The sequence below is a fragment of the Bacteroides mediterraneensis genome (assembly GCF_025993685.1).
Lineage (GTDB): Bacteria > Bacteroidota > Bacteroidia > Bacteroidales > Bacteroidaceae > Phocaeicola > Phocaeicola mediterraneensis_A.
In genome coordinates this window covers 4,045,522-4,068,119 of record NZ_DAJPEN010000001.1, presented here as the reverse complement: position 1 = coordinate 4,068,119, position 22,598 = coordinate 4,045,522, and the positions used below count along the sequence as shown (strand labels likewise).

The following is a 22,598-nucleotide window of genomic DNA, read 5'->3' as shown; positions in this document are numbered from 1 at the left end:
GTTTCTCCTCTTGCCAGTTACCGAAAGAAACGGCCGACAAAAGGTAAAGTTCTTAAAGGTAAGTCTTTTTTGATAATAAATGCGATAAACAGCAAAATTAATATCGTACGGAAACCTAAACGCAACCAGAGATTGGCAATCGGCGTTTCCTGTGACAACACATAGAGCACCACAGCCACAATCAGATAGAGCGCCATGTCTTTCAACGGATAAGCTACCGGATACTTTTTCTGCCCGATGAAATAAGACAGCAAGGTAATCACTCCGTAGCCTGTCACCGAGGCCCAAGCAGAGGCCACATATCCGTAGGTCGGTACCAGCCAGATATTCAGCCCCAGAATCACGGCACAGCCAATCAAAGAAAAGTAAGCTCCCCAGTAGGTTTCATCGGTCAGTTTGTACCAGAAAGAGAGATTGAAATAAATGCCCTTGAAAATCTCGGCCAGCATGACGATAGCCACCACGCTCAATCCTTCCCAGTAATCGGAGGCCACCATATATTTCAGGATATCCATGTAGCCCATCACCGCCAGAAAGGCCAGAAGAGAGAAGATAAAGAAGAACTTCATCGCCGAAGAGTAGACTTTCTTACTGTCTGCATCCTTGTTCTTGCCAAAGACGAACGGTTCGTAGGCATAGCGGAAAGCCTGTGTAAACATCGCCATCACCAGCGCCACCTTACTCGTGGCACTGTATATACCCAGCTGTACCAACCCTTCCGAACGGTCGTCGAACAAATAAGGATAAATCATCTTGTCGACCGTCTGGTTCAGGATACCTACCAGCCCAAATATCAATATCGGGAAAGAGTAGTTTACCATGCGCTTCATCAGCACCTTGTCCATGCGATAGGATACCCCACGCAGTTCCGGTATGAAAAAAAACATCTGCAAAGCCGACATAATCAGGTTAGACACGAAAATGTAACCCACCAGATAGTCCGGATTATAGAACCAGTTTACCGTTTCGGGGGCATGAACATTCAACCATGGACAAACGAGCAGGAAAAAAAGGTTCAGCAGAATGTTTCCCACAATGTTCAGCAACTTGATGGAAGCGAACTTGATAGGGCGTTTCTTATAACGCAGATAAGCAAAGGGTATGCACTGGAAAGAATCGAGTGCCACCACACACACCATCATGGCAATGTAGTCCGGATGATCCGGGTATTCCAGCAAGGCAGAAAGCGGATGCAGGAAAACCATGCACAGCACGACAAACAGCAACGAAAGTCCTCCCACAAACAGCAGGGAGTTGGCATACACCTTCCCGGCATCCTCGTCCGACTTGTTGGCGAAACGGAAGAATCCTGTCTCCATACCAAAAGTCAGCAACACCAGAATCAGTGCCGTATAAGCATATACATTCGATACCACCCCATATCCCCCGGAAGCGGCAGGGAGCACTGCCGTATAAAGAGGTACCAGCAAATAATTCAAAAAACGTCCTACGATACTGCTCAACCCATAAATGGCAGTATCCTTTGCCAAAGATTTTATTCCGGCCATAATACTTAATTAATCAAACAGGGTCTTTTCACTGTTATATTTACTTTTTCCTAAATGTTTATATGCCAGCTCGGTCACTTCACGTCCTCGGGGTGTACGTTTCAGGAATCCTTCTTTTATCAGGAAGGGTTCATACACTTCTTCCAACGTACCGGGGTCTTCTCCCAAGGCAGTGGCAATGGTTGTCAGCCCCACCGGTCCTCCCTTGAACTTATCGATGAGCGTACACAGAATCTTGTTGTCTATTTCATCCAGTCCATACTGGTCGATGTTCAAGGCTTCCAGTGCAAAACGGGCAATCTCCACGTCAATCCGTCCCGAACCTTTCACCTGCGCAAAGTCGCGCACACGCCTCAACAGGGCATTGGCAATACGCGGGGTTCCCCGGCTGCGGGAAGCAATCTCTCCCGCTGCATCCACATCGCAAGGCACATCCAGAATACGTGCCGAACGCAGGATGATGCGCGTCAGAATGGAATCATCGTAATATTCCAGATGGAGGTTGATACCAAAACGGGCACGAAGCGGAGCTGTCAGCAGTCCGCTGCGGGTCGTAGCTCCCACCAGGGTGAACGGATTCAGGTCTATCTGGATACTGCGGGCCGAAGGGCCCTTGTCAATCATGATGTCGATGCGGTAGTCCTCCATAGCCGAGTACAGGTACTCCTCCACTACCGGACTCAACCGGTGAATCTCATCAATAAACAACACGTCGTTGGGTTCCAGGCTGGTCAGCACCCCGGCCAAATCGCCCGGTTTGTCAAGTACCGGGCCAGAGGTCACTTTGAACCCTACCCCCAGTTCATTGGCAATGATGTTACTCAATGTGGTCTTTCCCAATCCGGGAGGGCCGTGAAGCAATACGTGGTCGAGCGCTTCCGCCCGAAGCCGTGCCGCTTTTACAAAAATGCGCAGATTGTCCACCACCTTGTCCTGCCCGCTGAAGTCCTCAAACTGGAGCGGACGAAGGGCGTTTTCAAAGTCACGCTCCTTTCCGGTTGGTTTGTAATCGCGTATATCAAACTGTTCTTCCATAAATTCGTCTAAAAGTCTGGTCACAAAAGTACGAATAAAAGAAGAATCCCCGATGAAGAATCCCGAATTTCGTTTATATATTGTATTTTTGTCTACTACAAAAATTGACAGATTGAACTTATGACATCAACCACTACCCCACTGAATGGGAACCGACTGATTTTTTTCTCCCCCACCCGTACCTCGGCCCAAATCGCACGGGCTATCGGGGAAGGCATCGGTATGGGAAGAAGAATGGAAACCGACCTGACCTTGGATGAATCTTCCTCTCCAATCGAGTTGGAAAGAGAATTATGCGTCATTGTAACCCCGGTGTACGGCGGACGCGTGCCTGTCCTCGCCCTTCAACGTTTGCAACGTCTTAAAGGGAACGGAGCTCCTGCGATTCTCGGGGTTGTATATGGCAACCGGGATTATGAAGACGCTTTGTTGGAACTCCGGGATACAGCCATCAGCCTGGGCTTTTCACCTCTTACTGCCGGAGCCTTTATTGGAGAACACAGTTACAGCACGCCCGAACTGCCCATCGCCGCCGGACGTCCGGATACGGACGACCTGCTGCGAGCCCGCGAATTTGGGAAAGCCAGCCTGGAGAAATGGAACCACCTGCACACAACCGGTACTCCGATTCCCGAACTGACCGTCAAAGGAAACTTCCCCTATAAACAATGGACACCGGGTGCCCCTGTATGCCCCACTTGTACAGAGAGCTGTTTCGCCTGTGGAGAATGTATCGAAGTCTGCCCCACCCATGCCATTCAATTCAATGCAGACCAGACTGCCATTGAAACGGACATCTATAAATGCATCAAATGCTGTGCCTGCGTGAAATGCTGTCCGAACGAGGCCCGTAAGTTCAGTACCCCGTTTGCGGCCATCCTCCACGAAAAGTGCAGTGCCCGCCGTCAACCGGAATTGTTTTTCTAATCTCAACCCAGCGTTTACATGAAAGAAAGAGAAAAAAGAGTTTTGGTCGGCATGAGTGGAGGCATCGACAGTTCGGCTGCCTGCATCATGCTGCAGGAACAAGGATATGAAGTAGTAGGCGTGACCATGCGTACCTGGGACGTCGCATCTCATTTTACCCCAGGAAACGATCAGCCCAATGAAGTGATTGAGGCGCAACAGCTGGCTGCCCGCCTGGGCATCGAACACCATGTGGCCGATGTACGGACTGAGTTCCGTCAGGTCATTGTGCAGTATTTCATCGATGAATACATGCGGGGACGTACCCCCAACCCTTGTGTAATGTGCAATCCCTTGTTCAAGGAACGGATTCTCTGTGAATGGGCCGACCGGTGCAATTGCGCCTGGATTGCCACGGGACATTACTGCCAGTTGAAAGATATCAATGGTTACCGCTACATCCTGACCGGCGACGACCCCCTGAAAGACCAGTCGTATTTTCTATGGAAACTGCCGCAAGAAATTTTGAAACGGATGATGTTCCCTCTTGGCGGCATGACGAAGGCCAGCGTACGCGATTACCTCGCCTCAAAAGGTTTCGAGGCCAAAGCCCGTGGAGGAGAAAGCATGGAAATCTGCTTCATCGAAAAAGACTACCGGGAATTTCTGAAAGAGCATTGCCCCGACATTGACGAAAGAATTGGTCCGGGATGGTTTGTCGACAGCAAAGGGCTGAAACTGGGACAGCACAAAGGTTTCGCCTACTACACCATCGGACAGCGGAAAGGATTGGAAATCGCCTTGGGCAAACCGGCCTACGTATTGAAAATCAATCCGGCCAAAAACACAGTCATGCTGGGAGATGCCGACCAGCTCAAGACCCAGTATATGCTGGTAGAGGACTATAACGTGGCCAGTCTGGACGAGTTGCTCAGTTGTAAGGAGCTGGCTGTACGCATCCGCTACCGCAGCCGGTCGATTCCTTGCCAGGTGATTCTGCTGGAGAACGGGCAACTGTTGGTCCGCTTCCAACAAGAGGCTTCTGCCATCACCCCCGGTCAGTCGGCCGTGTTCTACGAAGACAACCGGGTACTGGGTGGCGGATTCATCGCTTTCCAGCAAGCCATCAAAAAGATAGGTGCCGAAAACGAAGCGAAGTTTCCGAAATAAATCACTCCTATACCTAAAAAAGGTGCCCGGGCTGCTCCTCACAAGCCGTCCGGGCACCTTTTTTTGTCCAAACTTTAAAGATTATTCTTTGTCACGATCCGGAGAAAAACGTACCGGGTCATTGTACTGCTCCTGTAGTTTGGCCATTTCCGCCTTCAGTTCCGTCACGATTCCCTCATATTCTTTCTGACCATACAAGTTGTGCATTTCATGCGGGTCTTCCTGCAAGTCATACAGTTCCCATGTGTCAATGTCATTATAGAAATGAATCAGTTTGTAACGGTCTGTACGCACTCCGTAATGACGTTTCACCATGTGTTCGGCCGGATACTCGTAGAAATGGTAATACAAAGCCTTGCGCCAGTCTTTCGGATGCTCTCCTTTCAACAAAGGCAGCAGAGAAACTCCGTGCATGTCCGACGGAACTTCCACTCCCGCCAATTCCAGGAAAGTAGGCGCATAGTCGATATTCTGCACCATTTCCGTAATGTCTCCCTTGCGGGTAAAGCCTTCCGGCAGACGCATAATCAGCGGGGTATGCATGGACTCTTCATACATGAAACGCTTGTCGAACCAACCATGCTCTCCCATATAGAATCCTTGGTCGGAAGTATAGACAATCAATGTATTTTCCAGCAAACCTTTTTCTTTCAGGTAATCCAGCACACGCCCCACATTGTCATCCAATGATTTGACCGTCTTCATATAATCACGCATATAACGCTGGAACTTCCAGTTGGCCAGTTCCTTTCCTTGCGGATTCTTTTTATAGAAGTCATCAATAATCGGGCCGTAGAATTTGTCCCAGGCCGCACGCTGCGCACTGTCCAAACGTCCCAGAAAACTTTCATACACGCTCTTTAAGCGGGAATCCTTGTCCGGACGGAGCATCTTCAGGTCATAAATCATGTCCATATCCTTTACGATGCTCATTTCCTGTGCCGCAGCTGCTTCACGTCCTTCATAATCGTCAAAGAAATTATCCGGCAACGGGAAGGTCTTGTCTTCATACAAGGCCAGGTTGCAGGTATCCGCCATCCAGTTACGGTGAATCGCCTTATGGTGAATCATCAGGCAGAAAGGTTTCTTCTCATCCCGCTTGTGCTCCAGCCAGTCGATGGCATCGTCCGTAATGATATTGGTAATATATCCGTGCTTCTGGATGGTATCGTTGTCCTGTGTAATAAAATTCGGATTATAATAATCACCCTGCCCCGGCACAATTTCCCAATAATCGAAACCAGAGGGCAGACTTTCCAAATGCCATTTTCCAATAATGGCCGTCTGATAGCCAGCCTTGCGCAGCAGTTTCGGGAACGTCTGCTGCGCGCTGTCGAACACACAAGTGGTATTATCATAGAACTTGTTGCCGCAAGAATGTTTTCCGGTCAGCATACAGGCACGGCTGGGACCACTCAACGAGTTGGCCACAAAACTATTGGTAAAACGTACACCTTCATTGGCAATCCGGTCCAGATTGGGAGTTTCCATGTAGCGTGTGTCATAACAGCTCATCATCTGCGCCGTATGGTCATCGGTCATGATATACACAATGTTGTATTGCTTCTTTTCCTGCTTGTCAGCTTGCTGACAGGCAGTGGTCACAGCCGATAGGGTAACCATACCGGCAAGGGGGTAAAGTTTGTTCATAATTTGGTTTTAGGTTATTAAAGTTTATAAAGCGGAAATACGAAGTTTGTAACTCATCGGTTTCTGCGGAATCTGGTATTTCAGCATGGTTTCCGGACCGCAGCTTGCATTGCCCAGTCCTCGAAGCGCCGCATCCAGGTGCAGCACCACGTAAGGACGTTTCTCCAGTTCCCATGTATGCTTGGTGTTCATCAAATCCTCGTCAGTGTAACGCAACGCGGAGAACGACACATTACCCTGCGTCTGGATACGGATACCCTTGCCGGATGCATCGGTCAGTTCCAAACTGCGCAAGCCTTCCCGGTTGCCCATGGACTGCGGTTTGACATACTTGCCACCCATTTCATCTACCGTAGTAGTATAACGTCCTACCGGGCAGGCGTCTTTCCGGTCTACGTAGTTTTCCCACGGCCCATGTGCATAATAATTTACCTGTGTCAACGTAGAATCCAACAGGCATACCAGCCCGCAACGGCGCAAATTGGCAGTCTGCGGAGAGAAACGTACATCCATATCCAACACACCGTCTGGAGTGAAAGTATACACAATATTGGTGGCACACAAAGAGCCTCCGCGGGAAGTACGTACCAACACCTTTCCTTTTTCCACAGTTACTTCGCATGTACCGGCTGCATCCAGCCCGTTGGCCACTTCCTTGAACAAATCATTTTCAATCCAGCGATGGTTATCGTACAAGAAACCGCCCTTATGACTGATAATTTCCTTACCGCCCATGTTCAACTGAATCAGCTGACCTGTGGTCTTGTCGAATACGGCACGTACCTTTTCATTCGCTACTGAAACCTGTTTCTCATCTTCCCGAACATCCCAGTTGTTTTTCTTTTTCTTCGCAGCCAGTTCCGGCAATGCCGCCCGTTCGGTCAGTTCAAACTGACGGAAGGCCACCTCATGTCCTGCTTCTGCCCATACGGTAGACGACAGCATCCGCACGTGCAGATTTACCATCACTTCATCGCCGTTCTTCTGTGCACCCGACAGATTCACACCCGTCAGTTTCAGACTGAGAGCCACGGAATCGCCCGGAAGCACCGCCTCCAGTTTCAAGCTGTCGGCCCCCACAATCTCTCCATTCTTTACCGTCTCCCATTTCAAGTCGAAGCCGTTCAACGGCAGGAACGCATATTTATTGGTCACCTGGATATTGGCTACATTGTGTGCCGCATCCGTACCCAGACACTTGAAGCCTACATATTGATAAATGGCTTTCACTTCCTTCAGCTTCGGTGATTCTTCCCGTGTGGCCGGGACGATACCGTTTGAACAGAAGTTACCCTGATGCGGGCCCGGGAAGTCATATCCCGTATGCAAGCGATAAATCCCTTTCTTCATTTCATGAGGTTCGTAAATCGCCTGGTCTATCCAATCCCAGATGGCTCCTCCAATCGTAGCCTTACTGCCTTCAATGCTTTCCCAATACTCTTTCAGGTTACCGATGGCATTTCCCATGGCGTGCGCATATTCACAGACAAAGAGAGGCTTTTCGAACGCGCTCACGTGTTCATCCATCCAGTCCATGCTCGGATACATCTTGGAATAGAAATCGCTGAAACGGTTACCTCCGTATGATTTCCCGTCGCGTGTACCTTCATAATGCACCGGACGGCTGTCCAGTTTCTTGGCAGCTGCATAACAGTCACGGAAATTCTCTCCACCTCCGGCCTCATTACCCAAACTCCAGAAAATGATGCTCGGATGATTGCGGTCGCGCAACACCATCCGGTCGATACGGTCCACAAACGCCGGTATCCACGAAGGCATGTCACTGATAGACTGGTTGGCATGGTCTTCCAAGTCAGCCTCATCCATGGTGTACAAGCCATAATAGTCGAACATGGCATACATCTTGGCCGCATTCGGATAATGCGACGTACGGATGGTATTGATATTGTTCCGCTTCATGGTCAGCACATCCCACAGCATCGATTCGGTAGTCACCGCCCGTCCGTACACCGGATGCGTGTCATGACGGTTCGTTCCCTTGAAGAACACTCGTTTCCCGTTCAGGTAGAGCAAAGAACCTTTTACCTGGATATCCCGGAAACCATATTTCGTAGAAAACGCCATTTCGTCCTTGTCGCCCTGACGCTGTATCACCTGAACCGTGTACAACGAAGGAGTCTCTGCCGTCCATAATGACAGACCCGACAAATCGAACGACACATTGGCCACGCTCACCGGAGAAGAAGGGGCATATTTCACAGCCACCTCCGATTCGGCCACTTTGCGGCCTTCCGGATCTAGCAGACGAACCAGCAGGTTCTTGGTACCCTTCAGCTTGTCACGGTTGTCCAACGACAGCTTCACGTTCATGGTTCCACTTTCGTAGTTCTTCTCTTTATCCAGCAAACAAGTGATGTAGTGGTCGCGTACGCTTACCTTCGGTACATTATATAAATACACATCCCGGAAAATACCACTCATACGGAACATATCCTGACATTCCAGATACGAACCGTCACACCAGCGGAACACCTGTACCGCCAACCGGTTCTCTCCTGCTTTCAAATACGGGGTCAAATCAAACTCGGCTACGTTGTTAGAGCCCTGTGAATATCCCACATACTTTCCGTTCAGATACACGAAAGCAGCACTGTAAATACCTCCAAAATGGATGAACGTACGTTTTCCGTTCCATCCATCCGGAAGATTGAAAGTACGCACATACGAACCTACCGGATTGATACCATAGTTCTTTCCACCGTCGTTGAAACCTTTGCGGGCCTGGATATAAGGCGGTGTATTGGCATGCGGATATTCCACATTCGCATAAATCGGACGGTCGTATCCTTGCATTTCCCAGTTAGACGGCACCGGAATGCTATCCCAACCGGAGATATCGAAATCCTCTTTGTAGAAATCCAACGGCCTCTGGGAAGGCTCCGACACCCAGTGAAAAGCCCACTTCCCGTTCAGCAGCATATAGGCAGGATTATGCACCTCTTCCCAAGGACGGTCATAAAATGCCTTGTCACTCAACATTGCCTTTTCAGAAGGATAAGGCATATACGTGGCATGACCCACTTCCTTATTTTCTTCGAAACGGGTTTCATCTTCCCAATATACCTTTTCACGCACGGTCACACCAACTCCTTCCGGCATGGGCATATTGCTTAACTGAATCTGGAATAAAGAAAAATCTTTCTTCTCCACAGTCTTCCGGTCGGCCAGTTCCAGTTTACCATTCTTCTGACATACCAGCATCAGCGAAGGAGTATTTGCAGGAATAAGCTGTACAAACTTTCCGTTTTTCTGTATAGTCCAAAGCTGTGCCTCATCACTTCCATTCACTTCTGCTATGGTCGGCAATCTATGGTCTACATCTGCCCTCAGTGCTTTATTATCAAACACGTTTACCAGACGGAAACTTCCAGAAAGGTCATTGACACTCCATTGCTGCCCCTTATCGGTTGCATCTAAAGATTTCAAAACGACCGATACACCTTCCGCATCATAGCCCAGCGCCTTATTTAATGTATAAAACGGGCATAAATTATAAAACCGGTTTTGATCATACCGTTCCTGTGCACTTACATTCAATGTGGTCCATATCAATAACCCCACAATGAAAAAAAAATGATTCAATCTCACCATAAATTCTTAATATTAAAGTGGAATACATACTAAATTCTTCACCTTACCCTTAAATCCCATTTTGGTATCGCCCAACTGCTTCAAAGGGAAAATCAGTGTTTCCTGATACCAGAAACGGTCTTTCCGGTTCCTCTTTTCATTATATATCTCACCGACACGGCCTTCCAGTCTTTCCTGCAACTGACCGTTTACAAACAAAGATGTACCTTTCACATCACCTTCTATCCTCACTTTTGTCCATGTTCCTACAGGCAAACGATACGCATGGAACACAAACTCATAACCGTCACGGCGGAAAGCAAATTTTCCTGTATTCTGCCAGTTGGAAACAAATTCTGAATGCGGGCCTTTAAACAGTATTGCATCAATATTCGGAACGGAATCCGGACACAATTCAAATTCTACCGCATACGGATATCCGATTTCATCCACCTCCGTAGTCACCACTTCCATTCCAGACAAAACAACTTCTTTTTCTGCTCCAACCAGTGTAGTCTGCTTGTCCACCTTAGCCAGCAAATTTACCCCCGGGGCCTCAGGAGTAGCCGCACAAAGCGCCATGAATTGTTCAAAAGGCACTTGACCTGCATTATCTCCTTTCCACATCTTTTCACACACCACCTGCAAACCTGGGAAGGTACGGTAATGCACATCCTGTTCACTAATGCCATTACCCACCCGGTCATTCCAAACTGCCAGCATGGCACCTAAGAAATTGGGATGACGTACAGTCATCTTCGGGTCATCCGCACGCATCATTTCTGGCATCCAGTTTTCATATAGCCATTGATAGTTCAGAAAATCATAATAATAATGTGCTGCAGGAACCAAATACAACAATCCATCACACAAATTCACCACCTTGGCTCCTGCATCCAGGCAGGTCTGTACATCCATCCAATCGTAATTCCAGGCACTTACCACTTTCCCTTTCAAATCGACAGGCGTTTCTCCCTTCATGACGCTCAGACTTCCCCACAAACGCGGCGTCTTCCCATATTTCGACACAAAGTCCAGGTAATGATTCGTGAAATGACGGAACTGTTCCGATTCTTTCTGATTATATTCATCCGTTCCGATATGTACCTCCGGTCCCACAAACACCGGGTCTTCTCCCGACAAATACTCATCGAAAAGAGAATCCACAAAATCATACACTTCCTGTTTGTATAAATCCAGATGGTCCATTCCGTATGCTTTATTATCTGCCGCCAACCGGGGATTGTAATGCGTAAAAGCCAAGGAATGAGCCGGCACATCAATTTCCGGAATCACATTGACCCCGTACGAGGCCGCCATCTTCTGGAAATCCCGGAATTCCGCCTTCGTATAAGAGCCATCCTTTGCCGTCAGTCCCGGATAACGTTCACTTTCCAGACGGAAAGCCGCATACGTCTTGTTCCAGTCATTCCCAAAGAACTCCACAAACCCATTGTCATTCAAATGCACCTGAAGTTCATTCAATTTATAAAACGAAAGAATCTTCACATAATCACGCAAATAATCCATCGTAAAGAACTTGCGGGCCACGTCAATCATGAATCCCCGGTTCGGATACAAGGGAAAATCCGTGGCCTGCCCTTTCATCAGTCCTTCCGGCTGATTATGAATCATCTGCAACAAGGTGCGTGTTCCCCAGAAAACCCCTTTCGGAGTAGGCGCTTCAATCGTCACTTCGCTTCGGATTCCCATCCGGTAACCTTCGTCACCCAGGGCCTCATCCGATTTGCCCAGGGTCAGAAATACCGCTCCTTTTTCTTTCTTTCCGGTAACCACACGATAATCCCATCCAAACATCGTTTTCAGGTCCTGCACCAATATTTCGGCACTCTGCTTTAACGCTTCTTCCTCGTCCGAAGAAACGATTACCTTGCCCGATTCCGGCAATACCAGTCTACCCTTGGCCGACTTCCACTGCTGCAAGGCAGGAATTACCTGCGGAACACTTTGAGCCACGGCCAGGCCCAATCCACACAGCCACATCACACCACATAAAATCAGATGCTTCATTCTATCAGATTTAAAATTTATAATTATCATTCCACTTGTATCTCGTCAAAGTAATAACGTGCCGGCTGCCCGGGCCGCATATAATGATAGGCCGGACAAGCTCCAAATCCCTTTGCAGTAACCCGCACGTAGCGGGCTTTCCGCTTATCGAATGTGAAGGTCACGTCCTCCACATAATTCCCGTTTCTGAAGATGGCCTCTTCCGAAAATTCTCGTTGCCCTACCTGAGTAAAGCGGCGATTATCTTCCGATATTTCCACCGTCAGATTCTTAGGCTTGTGCACTGCCATTCCATAATTGGTCAGGCAACCTAATACCACTTTATGTATAGATTCCACTCGCTGCAAGTCTACCGTAAAAGTGGCCGATGAAAGGTTATCCCAGGTACACCATTCAAAATCAGACTGACGCAGACTTCCCCGTACCCCATTCGTCAGCAAAGTAGTCCTTGGATTCGCACCCAGCACCGGCTTTCCCGTCGCCTTATTATCCGAAAGCGACAATGTCAGGATTTCTCCTTTTCTCATATCCCCGATGAACGAGGCACATCGTAAAGTGGTCCCTTTCTCCAGACTTAACGGCTCCGTATATACAAGAGAACACATATCAGGTTCTCTTCCATCGAGCGTATAACGTATTTTCACATCCGTACGCTCACATTCCAGTTTTACCCGCAACTTCCCATTCTCAGGCATCACCGTATGCTGAATATTATACATCGACTTGGCATAAACCATTCCTTTTTTCTCCAAATGTGCCAGGTAATTATCCAGTCCCAGCTGGAAGTGCTCCCAGTTTTTGGCTCCCTTTGGCGACCATGCCACCTCGGCCAATGCGGCCAGACGAGGGAATACCATATAGGTCACATCGGCTGCCGTAGAACAAAATTCCGTCCACATGGAAGCCTGTACCCCCAGCAAATGTTTTTCATATTCCGGTTTCCAGTCTGCCTGCACAGGTTCATAATCATATACCCCCCGCATCGTATTATTTCCGAAATAAGTCAGCGGTTCAAACCACTGAGGCCCCTGATAGCGAATCAGATAAAGTATGCGAGCCGGCGTCATCACGAAGTCCAGTCCCTTATCTGCCGCCTTCAATGCGGCATTGCCGAGCCCCTGCCAGCCTAAAATGACAGCCCCTTCCGGCAGCTGGCTGTTAGTCAGCTCGTCCCAACCCATCAGAATACGTCCTTTACTCCGGATGTAGTCGTTCAACCGTCCCATAAAATATCCCTGCAAGTCTTCCACCTCTTTCAGATGCTCTTCCTGCATCCTCTTCTGGCACAGCGGGCACACCTTCCAATAAGTCTTGGTTGCCTCATCACCTCCCATATTAATATAAGGAGAAGGAAACAGCTGCAACAACTCATCAATCACATCCTGCAAGAACGTAAAGACCTTTTCATTCCCGGCACAATAAATCATCTCCGGATTACGCCCTCCCAATCCGGGCAGAACCGTAATCTTGTCTTTCACTACAGGGCACGCCAGCTCCGGATAAGCAGCCAGTGCCGCGCACGAATGGGCCGGCACATCAATTTCCGGAATAACCGTAATCCTGCGGTCCATGGCATACGCCACAATCTCCGCCATATCGTCCTGTGTATAAAATCCACCCAATGTAGCTTTTTCTCCCTCCTGCTGATTCAGGCGGGCATAGAACGGCAAGTTTCCCCTGTCCACTCTCCACGCACCGACTTCCGTCAGCCGGGGATATTTCTTGATTTCCAGCCTCCATCCCGTATCGTCCGACAAATGCAGATGTAACGTATTCAACTTCAGCATTGCCATACAGTCCACCATACGCAAGACCTCCTCCTTCGGGATAAAGCATCGCGCCACATCCAGCATCATGCTCCGATAGCCAAAACGCGGCTCATCCTTTATCTCAACAACTGGTACCTTCCATTCTTGATTCGTCAAAGTAGAGTTCTCGATATCAGCAGGTAATAATAATCTCAACGTCTGAAAAGCATAAAAGAAACCACTCGGTTCAGACGCATACACCCGTATACCCTTCTCTGTCACCTCTAATCGGTAGGCCTCCTTCTTCAGATTCCGGTCGGTAACCAGTGATATTTCCGCATTTGTAGCACCCATCTCTACGTTAGGAGTAAATCCGGCTGGCACTGTAAACAAATCAGCGAAATCAGCAGCAAGACTTTCCTGCTCCTCATTTTCTACAGAAATAACAACCTCTTCCGTGAATTGGAAAAAACCATTTCCTTTTTCCAATTGTACAGGAGCCGGAACAAGATTCACTTGATATTGTGCACATACATTATCTGCGACCAAAATAAAAGCACTCAACAGACACCACAAAAACAATCTATTCATAATTCAATTTAAGGTCATTAAAATATAAAATCGAGGTACTTCAAACTAAGAACAAATAAAATAAAGAGATTTTTCCCATACTATTTCTTTAAGGATTTTAAATTCAAACACAAAAATATGTATTTTTTTCTGATTCAAATCTTTTAGCCCTGATTTTTAAGTCTTAAAAATATCTATTAACCTGTAAAGATTTTCTAGAATAGTTACTTAGATAATAAGTTGTATTCAATAAGTATATTTCAGATATTAGAAAAGCACTCTTAAGAACTGAATTTTAATGGCTTTGTAATATATTTATTCTTTACTTCCCTTTAATTTTGCACAAGAATTTTAAATCTTTAAATTTTTAGTACAAAAATTATGGCAAGACGAATGCGATTATTTTTTGCTGCCCTAATGTCTTTTGGAGCGGCAGTTTTGAATGCTCAGGTTACTACTTCAGCAATGTCTGGACATGTTTCCGATGAACAGGGCGAAGACGTTATCAGTGCCTTAATCCGGGTCGTTCATCAACCTTCGGGTACAACTTATAGCGCAATTACTAATACAGATGGACGTTGGGCTATTCAAGGTATGCGTGTAGGTGGTCCATACGAAGTGGAAATCACCTATATCGGGTATACTAATAAAACCATTGATGATATTACACTTCAGTTAGGTGAAACCTATAACATCAATGTCAGTCTTTCCGAGGACATTACCGAATTAGGAGAGGTAGTTGTGACAGGTACCCGCTCCAAGTTTGCAGCCGAGAAAACTGGTGCAACAACCAACATTTCGAACACTCAGCTGACGGCTCTGCCTACCGTAAACCGCAGCATCTCGGACATCGTGCGTCTGTCGCCTTACGCTAACGGTATGGGCTTTGCCGGAGGAGACAGCCGTTCCACCAACTTCACGTTGGACGGTGCCAACCTGAACAACAACTTCGGACTTTCATCTGCCCTGCCTGGTGGCGGTACGCCTATTTCAATGGATGCTATCGACGAGGTACAGGTTGTGGTAGCCCCTTTTGACGTGCGTCAAACCAACTTCATCGGCGGCGGAATCAACGCCGTGACCAAATCTGGTACGAATACCTTCAAGGGTACGGCCTACGTCTATCACAACAACGAGAACATGCACGGCAACCGCATCGACAATGCTGACCTGGGCGAACGTGGCACCAACCGCAATACCACTTATGGTTTTACCTTGGGCGGACCGATTGTGAAAAATAAACTTTTCTTCTTTGCCAATGCCGAATATTCCAAGATCCCTTCGGTCATCAATCGTTGGCGTGCGTCGGAAGACGGTGTAGCTGATCCTGATAACTACATCTCACGTACTACGATAGTCGACTTGCAGAAAGTACGCGACTTCATGATGCAACGTTATGGCTACGATACCGGTTCATTTACTGATTTCCCGGCTGATGAAAGCAACTTGAAGCTGTTAGGACGTATTGACTGGAACATTACAGACAACCATCATCTGGCTGTTCGTTACAACTATACAAAGAATACCGCTTGGAATCCTGTCAACGGAAACTCCAGTGATACAGGATACCGTCTTCGTAACATGGACCGTTTGTCTCAATACTCCATGTCTTTTGCTAACTCAATGTACTCTATGGACAACAAGGTGAGCACCGTATCGGCCGACCTGAACAGCCGCTTCGGCAACAATATCTCCAACCAGCTGCTCTTCACCTATACGAACATCGAGGATGCGCGCGGCTCCAACTCTTCGCCCTTCCCTTTCATCGACATCATGGGAGGTTATGAAACAGCCGCAGACGGTACTGTTACACAGAGTCTTACTCCTTATATGAGTTTAGGTTATGAACTTTTCTCTTATAATAACCGTGTACAGAACAAGATTACAACCGTAACCGATAATTTCACTTATTATGCAGGTGCGCATAAAATTACGGCAGGTTTCAGTTTTGAACACCAATTAGCCAATAACTCTTATATGCGTGGAGGAACAGGTTATTACCGTTATCGTTCATTGGATGATTTCTTGAACGGTGGCGTTCCCGAAACAGTAGGCTTGGCCTATGGTTATAACGGCGAAACCAATCCGAACGCCGAAGTGGTATTCAACCAGTACGGCCTCTATGCGCAAGACGAGTGGAATGTACAGGAAAACCTGAAGTTGACGGGCGGTATCCGCTTCGACCTGCTGACCTTCAACGACGACGACCTGATGCGCAACAACGCTATTTATGACCTGGACTTCGGTGGCCGCCACATCGACACCGGTGCTTGGCCTGACGGCAACGTACAGATTTCACCGCGTATCGGCTTTACCTGGGATGTATTTGGTGACAAAAGTCTGAAGGTGCGTGGTGGTACGGGACTCTTTGCCGGTCGTTTACCGCTAGTGTTCTTCACCAACATGCCGACCAACTCAGGCATGGTGCAGAACCTGGTACATGCCGACACTTATTATTCAAACGGCGTCGTGACCTCGTCCGACCCCCGTTTGCAGAATTTTGCTGGCGGACTAGTAACAGATGTCAACCAGATCCGCGAGCTGCTCGGTGCACCCGAAAATATCAGCCCCGATAAGGGTACGGTACCCAGTGAGATTGCCGGTGTGGACAAGAACTTCAAGATGCCGCAGGTGTGGAAGTCGTCACTGGCCGTGGACTATCAGTTCCCCGTGGCCTTCCCGTTGACACTGACTGGTGAGTTTACCTATACGAAAAACGTGAACGCCGTCATCTTGGACAACTACAACATCAAGCCCATCGACGACAGCTGGGAACAGCTTCAGGGAGCTGACAACCGCTACATCTACCCTAGCGATTACCGTTACTACAACAACTTCAGCAACGCCTGCGTGCTGACCAACACTCACAAGGGCTACGGCTGGACCATGAACCTGACGGCCACCGCTGAACCGGTGAAGAACCTGCACCTGATGGCCGCCTACACCCATACGGTGATGAAGGAAATGTCCGGCATGCCGGGCAGCAACGCCTCATCGGCCTGGTCGGGACTTTACTCGGTGAACGGTCCGAACCACGTGGAGCTGCACAATTCACAGTACGTCATCCCAGACCGCGTCATCGCTTCCGTCAGCTACACCTATCATAAGGACCACTTCAGCCTGTTCTATACCGGCTACCGGGGTGCAGGCTACAGCTTCGTCTACTCCAACGACCTCAACGGCGACGGCAACAACACCGACTTGATGTACATCCCCAAGAACGACAGCGAAATCCACTTCACCGACGAAAGTGACCGCCAGCTCTTCTGGGACTTCGTCAACCAAGACAACTATCTGAAGAATCATAAGGGCGAGTATGCCGAAGCCTACAGCGCATACGCTCCCTGGGTACACCGCTTCGACTTCCGCTGGGCTCACGACTTCGACCTGAAGCTGGGCAAGACCACCAACAAGCTACAACTGAGCGTGGACATCATGAACGTGGGTAACCTCTTCAACTCCAAGTGGGGTGTAGAAAAGAACATGAGCAACTGCAACAACGGCGCCATCCTGAAGGTGGACAAGGTGGAGAACGGCACGCCCTACTTCTCCATGTTCAAGAACAGCGACGGCACACCGCTTACCAGCTGGACGTTCAACCGCAACTACGACCAGTGCTGGAAGATGCAGATTGGTGTGAAGTACTACTTCAATTAACTGAAAATTGAGAATTGAAAAGAGAGCGGCAAAGCCGGCATGCCTGGATGAAAAAAAGGGCCGGTTGCCACTCTTTTTTTATATCTTTGCGTCATGAGAAAATTCGTATTGTTTATATTCCTGTTTGTCGCCCTCGGCCTGTATGCCGCAAGGCACACGACGGTCATCGTATCGCTCGACGGCTTCCGTTGGGACTATCCGCAGATGTACGACACGCCGTTCCTCGACTCCCTGGGCCGCCGCGGCGTCCGCGCGGTGATGCGCCCCTCGTTCCCCTCGAAAACGTTTCCCAACCACTACACGCTGGCTACGGGCCTGGTGCCCGACCATCACGGTATCATCGCCAACAAGTTCTATGACGTGGCTTCGGGCCGCACCTTCAGCATCGGCGACAAGATGACGGGCAAGGACGGCTCGTTCTACGGCGGTGAGCCCATCTGGCTGACGGCCCGCCGGCAAGGCATCCGGGTGGGCGTGGTCTACTGGCCCGGTTCCGACGTGGCCATCCGAGAGCAGTACCCCGACTACTATCACGACTACGCCAAGAAACCCCTGCTGACCTACAGCGAACGCCTCGACGAGGTGGAGCGGTTGCTAACGATGCCCCAGGACCGCCGGCCGCAGCTCGTCATGCTCTATTTCGACGAACCCGACAGCAGCGGCCACCGCTACGGCCCAGCTTCGCATGAGACCCGCCAAACAGTGGAAAAATTGGACTCGCTGCTGGCTGTTCTGTATAACCGACTGCGTGCCTTACCCGAAGGCGAGGACATCAACTTCATCGTCACCTCGGACCACGGCATGACCGCCACTTCGCCGGAGCGTATCATCCGCCTCTCGGAGTATCTGCAGCCCGACTGGTGCGAGCGCGTACTGGCCGACCTGCCCACGCTGATCTTCCCCAAGGCCGGACACGAGGACGACATCCTGAAGGCTCTGAAACGGGTGCCCCACCTGCGCGTGTGGCATCGGGAAGACGTACCTGCCTACCTGCGTTACGGCTCTAACCCCAACGTGGCTCCCATCGTGGCCCTGCCCGACAACGGCTGGCTGGTGTCTGAAGACGGGCGGGTGAAACCCGGTAACCACGGTTTCGACCCCACGGCGTCAGACCTTTACGTACCCTTCCGGGCCGAAGGCCCCAACTTCAAGCGTGGATATGTGCGCACCGAGCTGTTCGACAACACCTGCATCTATCCGCTCCTTGCCTATCTGCTGGATATCGAGCCCGCGCCCTGCGACGGCAATCTCGACCAGGTGTCAGACCTACTGGAACCTTGAGCATGCATTAAAATATAATAGAAGAAAGATGAAAACAAAATTTTTAGTTCTGTTATTTGTCTGTCTGGGTATTGTCTGCAGGGGCGTCCAGGCACAAAATTATACGGGCAATGTGAAGGAACTGATACGTTTGTACTCGAGCCTGCACAAGCCGATAGTGATGGCCCACCGCATGTCTCCTCTGATGAAGGGATATGCTGAAAACTCCATGGAAACATTGGAATATAACATGAAACACTATCCGGATGCTATACAGGAAATTGATGTTCGGATTACGGCCGACGGGAAAGCTGTCCTGTTGCACGACGAGACACTGGACCGTACAACGACGGGGAAGGGGCGTCCTGATGCCTATACCTATCGTGAATTGAACCGGCTGGAACTGAAAGATGCCTGTGGCAATGTATTGAAAGGGCAAAGAATTCCTTTGTTGAAGGATGTGCTGTTGAAGGCAAAGGGGAAAGTGGCTGTTATGCTTGACATGAAACCGGGTACTGACCCGGATATTATGATGGATATTGTGAAGCAGACGGGCATGCTGCATGAAGTGGTTGTGATATGTTATTCGGTTGACGATGGAGTGAACATGCATCGGAAATATCCCGAACTGTTGATAGCACTTGGGTTCAACAGCCGCGAGGACATCCTGAAAATCAAGAAATCAGGCATTCCGACTGACAGGCTCATAGCCTTAGTGCCGAAAGTGGTTCAAGAACAGTCGTATTATGACTGTATCAATGAAATGAAGGTACCGATATCTTTCAGCGCGCAGGGCCGGATGGATCTGATGCCTGACGCTGTAGGGGAGTATAGGAAGATATACGATTCGGGTATCTCCATTCTTTGTACGGACAGCATTGCGAAAGCTTATGCTGCCTTTGGAGATTAATAATCTGTCAGCAATGTATATGTTTTGGACCGACTAATGCCGATCTTTTTTTAAATTTACCGAAGTACTGTTTCTATATATCCCATAGAAAGCAAAAATAAGTCGTGACATTCGACACAACATCCTTAGTTTTTTATGTTTCCCTGCCGGGAAACGTACATTTCCCGTGGCGGAAACTTACGTTTTCCAATAGGGAAACATACGTTTCGCTCATGGGAAACATAAAAATCTCAAGGCCGAATAGCAATATTCTCCAAGTCATTTTCATATTATGCATGTTTGTCTATCAGTCTTCAAGGCAAACAACTCCTAACTCCTTTCTATCAATATAATTGCCCAATAACCGCCCTCTTTTGATTAAGATAGGAAACAGCTCGGTATAGCCAAATCGAAAAACTTTGTTTTTCTTTTGTCTCTGCCCTCGCCTTTCGCTATCTTTGCAAACCGTAAGGTTGCAACTTAAAAATAAACTATATACGTATATGGAAAAGAAATTCAAACGGACGACCGTGACATCGGCGCTGCCCTATGCCAACGGCCCGGTCCATATCGGCCATCTGGCAGGTGTCTACGTACCGGCCGATATTTATGTGCGCTACCTGCGCCTGAAAAAAGAGGATGTGCTCTTCATTGGTGGTTCTGACGAACACGGGGTGCCCATCACCATCCGCGCCAAGAAGGAAGGAGTTACCCCACAGGACATTGTGGACCGCTACCACACTCTCATCAAGGATTCTTTCAAGGAATTTGGTATTTCATTCGATGTGTACGGACGTACTTCTTCTCCGACGCATCACCAAATGGCTTCTGATTTCTTCCGCAAACTGTACGACAAGCATGAATTCATCGAAAAGACTTCCATGCAGTATTACGACGAAGAAGCACATACCTTTCTGGCCGACCGTTACATTACGGGAGAATGTCCGCGCTGCCATGCACAAGGTGCCTACGGTGACCAGTGCGAAAAATGCGGCAGCACTTTGTCGCCTACTGAACTAATCAACCCGAAGAGTGCCATCAGTGGAAGCCAGCCGGTCATGAAGGAAACCAAACACTGGTACTTGCCACTGGACAAACACGAAGGATGGCTGCGCAAGTGGATTCTGGAAGACCACAAGGAATGGCGCCCGAACGTGTACGGACAGTGCAAGAGCTGGCTGGACATGGGACTTCAGCCGCGTGCCGTGAGCCGTGACCTCGACTGGGGTATTCCGGTACCGGTGGAAGGCGCAGAAGGCAAAGTGCTCTACGTATGGTTCGATGCGCCTATCGGCTATATCTCCAACACCAAGGAACTGCTGCCCGATTCATGGGAAAAATGGTGGAAAGACCCTGAAACCCGCCTGATTCATTTCATCGGAAAAGACAATATCGTGTTCCACTGTATCGTGTTCCCGGCCATGCTGAAAGCCGAAGGAAGCTACATCCTTCCGGACAACGTACCCGCCAACGAGTTCCTGAACCTGGAAGGCGACAAGATTTCTACTTCACGCAACTGGGCCGTATGGTTGCACGAATACCTTCAGGACTTCCCGGGCAAACAGGATGTGCTGCGTTACGTGCTGACTGCCAACGCTCCGGAAACCAAAGACAACGACTTCACCTGGAAAGATTTCCAGGCTCGCAACAACAACGAACTGGTAGCGGTATATGGAAACTTCGTAAACCGTGCCCTGGTACTGACGCACAAATACTTTGACGGCAAGGTACCGGCCTGCGGTGAACTGAACGACTACGACCGTGACACCTTGAAAGAATTTGCCGACGTAAAAGCAGAAGTGGAAAAACTGCTGAACGTGTTCAAGTTCCGCGATGCACAGAAGGAAGCCATGAACCTGGCCCGCATCGGAAACAAATACCTGGCCGATACTGAACCTTGGAAACTGGCCAAGACCGACATGGGACGGGTGGCAACCATCCTGAACATTGCCTTGCAGCTGGTAGCCAACCTGTCTATCGCTTTCGAACCGTTCCTGCCGTTCAGCTCTGAAAAACTGCGCAAGATGCTGAACCTGGAAAGCTTCGACTGGGAACAGCTGGGACGTACCGACCTGCTGGCGGAAGGTCATCAGCTGAACAAGGCGGAACTGCTGTTCGAAAAGATTGAAGATGATGTGATTCAGGCACAGGTGGACAAACTGCTGGCTACCAAGAAAGCCAACGAGGCAGCCAACTACAAGGCCAACCCCATCAAACCGACCATCGCATTCGAGGAATTTGAAAAGCTGGACATCCGTGTAGGTACGGTGCTGGAATGTGAAAACGTACCCAAGATGAAGAAGCTGCTGAAATTCAAGATTGCCGACGGACTGGAAAACCGTACCATCGTCAGCGGAATTGCCCAGCACTACAAACCGGAAGAACTGGTGGGCAAGCAGGTGCTGTTCATTGCCAACCTGGCTCCGCGTCAGTTCAAGAACGGACTGGTAAGCGAAGGTATGATTCTCAGCGCAGAAAACTTCGACGGTTCCTTGTCCGTGACAACCACTTTGAACGAAGTAAAACCGGGAAGCGAGGTGAAATAATCCCGCCTCTCCCACTCCATTTTATATACAAACAGAC

Annotated in this window: 12 protein-coding genes; 6 read left to right on the top strand and 6 right to left on the bottom strand. The window is 49.0% G+C overall.

The features are described 5' to 3' along the window. Positions 1–17: 17 nt before the first annotated feature. Positions 18–1,508, bottom strand: coding sequence for a lipopolysaccharide biosynthesis protein (locus tag OIM59_RS17230; protein ID WP_299169907.1), 1,491 nt, complete (start codon positions 1,506–1,508; stop codon positions 18–20). A 9-nt stretch (positions 1,509–1,517) separates the two neighbouring features. Continuing rightward, a complete protein-coding gene (gene ruvB, locus OIM59_RS17225; protein ID WP_022354118.1) occupies positions 1,518–2,543 on the bottom strand; it encodes a Holliday junction branch migration DNA helicase RuvB in 1,026 nt (341 codons plus the stop codon). 120 nt (positions 2,544–2,663) lie between these two features. Here ruvB and OIM59_RS17220 point away from each other — a divergent pair, with 120 nt between their 5' ends. Both OIM59_RS17220 and mnmA read left to right on the top strand, forming a co-directional pair. Further along, complete coding sequence (locus OIM59_RS17220; protein ID WP_299169910.1) at positions 2,664–3,470, top strand: 4Fe-4S binding protein; 807 nt, start codon at positions 2,664–2,666, stop codon at positions 3,468–3,470. A gap of 18 nt (positions 3,471–3,488) precedes the next feature. Further along, positions 3,489–4,619: a tRNA 2-thiouridine(34) synthase MnmA gene (gene mnmA, locus OIM59_RS17215; protein ID WP_299169912.1), complete on the top strand. Its 1,131-nt coding sequence runs from the start codon at positions 3,489–3,491 to the stop codon at positions 4,617–4,619. Between the two features lie 81 nt (positions 4,620–4,700). On the opposite strand, the gene OIM59_RS17210 is transcribed toward mnmA, so the two are convergent. The 4 genes from OIM59_RS17210 to OIM59_RS17195 are packed head-to-tail and all read right to left on the bottom strand — an operon-like array spanning position 4,701 to position 14,230. Next, positions 4,701–6,242 carry a sulfatase gene (locus tag OIM59_RS17210; RefSeq protein ID WP_239464673.1) on the bottom strand — a complete coding sequence of 514 codons (1,542 nt, stop codon included), beginning with the start codon at positions 6,240–6,242 and terminating at the stop codon, positions 4,701–4,703. Between the two features lie 51 nt (positions 6,243–6,293). Continuing rightward, positions 6,294–9,881: a glycoside hydrolase family 2 TIM barrel-domain containing protein gene (locus OIM59_RS17205; protein ID WP_299169914.1), complete on the bottom strand. Its 3,588-nt coding sequence runs from the start codon at positions 9,879–9,881 to the stop codon at positions 6,294–6,296. A gap of 12 nt (positions 9,882–9,893) precedes the next feature. Then, positions 9,894–11,891, bottom strand: coding sequence for a family 20 glycosylhydrolase (locus OIM59_RS17200; protein ID WP_299169917.1), 1,998 nt, complete (start codon positions 11,889–11,891; stop codon positions 9,894–9,896). Positions 11,892–11,917: 26 nt separating this feature from the next. Further along, positions 11,918–14,230 carry a glycoside hydrolase family 20 protein gene (locus OIM59_RS17195; protein WP_299169919.1) on the bottom strand — a complete coding sequence of 771 codons (2,313 nt, stop codon included), beginning with the start codon at positions 14,228–14,230 and terminating at the stop codon, positions 11,918–11,920. Between the two features lie 360 nt (positions 14,231–14,590). On the opposite strand from OIM59_RS17195, the gene OIM59_RS17190 reads away from it, so the two are divergent. The 4 genes from OIM59_RS17190 to metG all read left to right on the top strand — a co-directional run bounded on the left by OIM59_RS17190 (position 14,591) and on the right by metG (position 22,561). Further along, entirely contained in the window at positions 14,591–17,866 is a 3,276-nt protein-coding gene (locus tag OIM59_RS17190; RefSeq protein WP_299169921.1) for a TonB-dependent receptor domain-containing protein, read from the top strand. Between the two features lie 93 nt (positions 17,867–17,959). Then, a complete protein-coding gene (locus tag OIM59_RS17185) occupies positions 17,960–19,147 on the top strand; it encodes an ectonucleotide pyrophosphatase/phosphodiesterase (RefSeq protein ID WP_299169923.1) in 1,188 nt (395 codons plus the stop codon). Between the two features lie 28 nt (positions 19,148–19,175). Further along, complete coding sequence (locus tag OIM59_RS17180; protein WP_299169925.1) at positions 19,176–20,036, top strand: glycerophosphodiester phosphodiesterase family protein; 861 nt, start codon at positions 19,176–19,178, stop codon at positions 20,034–20,036. 482 nt (positions 20,037–20,518) lie between these two features. After that, on the top strand, positions 20,519–22,561 hold the full coding sequence (gene metG / locus OIM59_RS17175; RefSeq protein WP_299169927.1) for a methionine--tRNA ligase: 2,043 nt from the start codon (positions 20,519–20,521) through the stop codon (positions 22,559–22,561). The last annotated feature ends 37 nt before the right edge of the window (positions 22,562–22,598 follow it).